Here is a 3184-nt window from a genome sequence, read left to right as displayed (position 1 = left end):
CACTGGTTAATTGATTTGAGTTTTCTACCGTCTAAAATAAACGATGACCCAGTATTCGATACACAAGTGGCGCTTATTGTCTAACCCTAAGTCTATTGCTACTATATTATCTGTCTTTACTGCTGGTTGTGACTCCTCCTCCGTAATAAATTCTACTTCAAAAAACTGGGCATCAAATCTAGGTATTATCCTTTTCATGTCGGCTCTTAGCCGAAACTTCCTTGAGATTCTTACCTACCAATCTTTCAGGGAAAGGTATTTTTACTGCACCATATTCGGCTTTAAATTCCCTAGACATTGGAATGTTAAAATATCCGTCTTTTACCCTAATTCGAGGTATTATTAAAGGAAAGTACCCCTCTTTTTTGAGGTATCTAGGCATTCGGATTTGTTCAAACCGATATAAACTTTCTTTAGCCTTTTGGATTAAGTTAAAAAATGACTTAAAAGACCTATCTAACACTTTCAAAATTTGCTGTGCAATATCGGTTTGAAGTAACTGATAATTTTCATTTTTTTTGCAGTAATGATAGTTGGATTCATACCTTAGATATCCGCCCTCAGAAAAATAGAATTGTCGCACAGAATACAGGCCGACATTGTACATATTTTTAGATAATCTGCACAATTGTCTTAATGCTTTAAATTCGGTGCTAGACAAATTTCTAATTTTGTTCTTTTGGGTGAGGTACATAAATGAGTTTTCGCTCTAATATACTTATATACTTATATTAGCGACTAGGATTTCAAATTGTCAATGTGACTATGGGTTAAAACCCATCGGGTCGCTTCCATCCCGCCGTTAAAATTGGCGGGTTTCCCGCGTACCGACTTTTTGTGATGATACCCATTACTTACTCTGGTTAGATATTTAGAAGTATTAGAAACAGATTACTCTTAAAGTTTCATCTCTTGATTTACCAACGCCGAAATAATTGATGATTTATGTACGATAATAGGGTTATTTTTGATTATTGGAGATGTCTAATGTAGAGACGTTCTATAGAACGTCCCTGGGGTTTTAACATTTCGACCATATATCCAATTTTTGTCAAAGACAACAGGGAATATAAAACCTAAATAGACATCTCCAAAAATCAAAAATCAAATCAATTCTTATCCATAAATTATCAATTATTTCTTCCTANATTTATGTACGATAATAGGGTTATTTTTGATTATTGGAGATGTCTAATGTAGAGACGTTCTATAGAACGTCCCTGGGGTTTTAACATTTCGACCATATATCCAATTTTTGTCAAAGACAACAGGGAATATAAAACCTAAATAGACATCTCCAAAAATCAAAAATCAAATCAATTCTTATCCATAAATTATCAATTATTTCTTCCTATTGCCTGTTGCCTGTTGCCTCTTTTCTAGAGATGTCTAATGATTCTTAGTTGAAATTTTACATTTTACATTGACCACAAGGGCTGAAGAATAATTGATGATATCCCATTAAAATCTAATCTCGAACAGACAACTTCTAAGCGGACTCATGTTGTTTATGCCATGCGGGATGCCATAGTAACTCAGCAGTAGAACGTTTGTCTACCATTTCTTTAGTAATAGTGAAGCGGGTAACATCTTGACGCGATGGTAATTCATACATAATATCTAACATTAACTCTTCTAAAATACCTCGTAATGCTCTAGCTCCAGTTTTACGTCTATATGCTTCTTGAGCGATCGCCGTTAGAGCTTCCTTATGAAATTCCAACTTGACATTATCCATCTTCAATAATTTTTGATATTGTTTAACTAAAGCATTCTGTGGTTCGGTTAATATTTTCATTAATGCAGTTTCATCTAATGGGTCAATTACTGTTAAAACTGGCATTCGTCCAATAAACTCTGGTATTAAACCAAATTTTACTAAGTCATCTGGTTCTAAATTTTTCAGTACATTAATATTCCTTTTTTCTTTTGATGGTAAAGCTATACTACCTTGATTAATATTTTCGGTCTGAATAAAACCCAACGATTTTTTTCCCTGTCGTTGTTCAACAATTTTCTCCAGACCCACAAAAGCACCACCACAAATAAACAAAATTGAGCTAGTATCAAGCTGAATAAAATCTTGATAGGGATGTTTACGTCCACCTTGTGGGGGAACATTTACTACTGTCCCTTCCAATATTTTTAGTAAAGCTTGTTGTACTCCTTCTCCAGATACATCTCGCGTGATAGAAGTATGTTCACTTTTACGGGCAATTTTATCTATTTCATCTATATATATAATTCCTCTTTGAGCAGTTTCTATATCCAAATCTGCTACTTGTAATAACCTTAATAAAATATTTTCTACGTCATCTCCTACATAACCAGCTTCGGTAAGAGTTGTTGCATCTGCTACTGCAAATGGTACATCTAGTAGTTCGGCTAAGGTTTGAGCTAATAAAGTCTTACCACAACCTGTGGGACCCATCAAGAGAATATTAGATTTTTGTAATTCCACATCAGAGTCAACACTCTTCTGGGAATAATTTTTTGTTTGGCAACTCAAACGTTTGTAGTGATTGTATACTGCTACTGATAGAACTTTTTTTGCCTCGTGTTGTCCAATTACACGATCGTCTAAATATTGCTTAATTTCTGTAGGTTTGGGAACTTTTTCTAAAGGAATTTTTTTCTTACCTGAATGCCTTTGATTTTCTAATTGTGGTTCTATTAGACTAGCGGAAGTAGTATTTTTGCTAAATTCAAATAATTCTTCTTCTAATATCTCGTTACAAAGTTCTACGCATTCATTGCAAATATAAACCCCTGGACCTGCTATTAATTTGCGGACTTGATCTTGCGACTTACCACAAAATGAACATTTAAGGTGGGAATCGTATCTGGACATATTTGTTTTTTTTCCTTGGTGATGGTGATATTTACTATATGATGAAGGGGTTAAATCGTGTTATTTGAGGATAAGTGCTTGAGTTCAACTCCTTACTTTGGTTATATTGAAGTCGGATTTGATAATTGATACTTCTATTTTATTCTATTTTAAATTATATTCTATATATTTTTATTTGAGGAATTTTAATGTTACATAATAACTAAGTAGATTTGTTTAATTATCCGTAAAATACCCTTCGACATTCACAACAAGGAGGCTAACTAATAACTGAAATGACCTGCTAGGATGTGTCATCAATTAAAGAGGTTGACACCTACAGCATACATACAA

Annotated in this window: 2 protein-coding genes; both read right to left on the bottom strand. The window is 33.6% G+C overall.

Annotation, left to right across the window (positions count from 1 at the left end; genetic code table 11):
• Window positions 1-178 precede the first annotated feature (178 nt).
• Complete coding sequence (locus tag AFK68_RS38120; RefSeq protein WP_210407230.1) at window positions 179-607, bottom strand: hypothetical protein; 429 nt, start codon at window positions 605-607, stop codon at window positions 179-181.
• An 882-nt stretch (window positions 608-1489) separates the two neighbouring features.
• Window positions 1490-2851, bottom strand: coding sequence for an ATP-dependent protease ATP-binding subunit ClpX (gene clpX / locus AFK68_RS04665; RefSeq protein WP_094671791.1), 1362 nt, complete (start codon window positions 2849-2851; stop codon window positions 1490-1492).
• Between the last annotated feature and the right edge of the window lie 333 nt (window positions 2852-3184).

The sequence above is a fragment of the Hydrocoleum sp. CS-953 genome, assembly GCF_002260545.1.
GTDB lineage: Bacteria > Cyanobacteriota > Cyanobacteriia > Cyanobacteriales > Microcoleaceae > Trichodesmium.
Note: the sequence above shows the minus strand (reverse complement) of the source record. Positions and strands in the feature narration are given on the sequence as shown.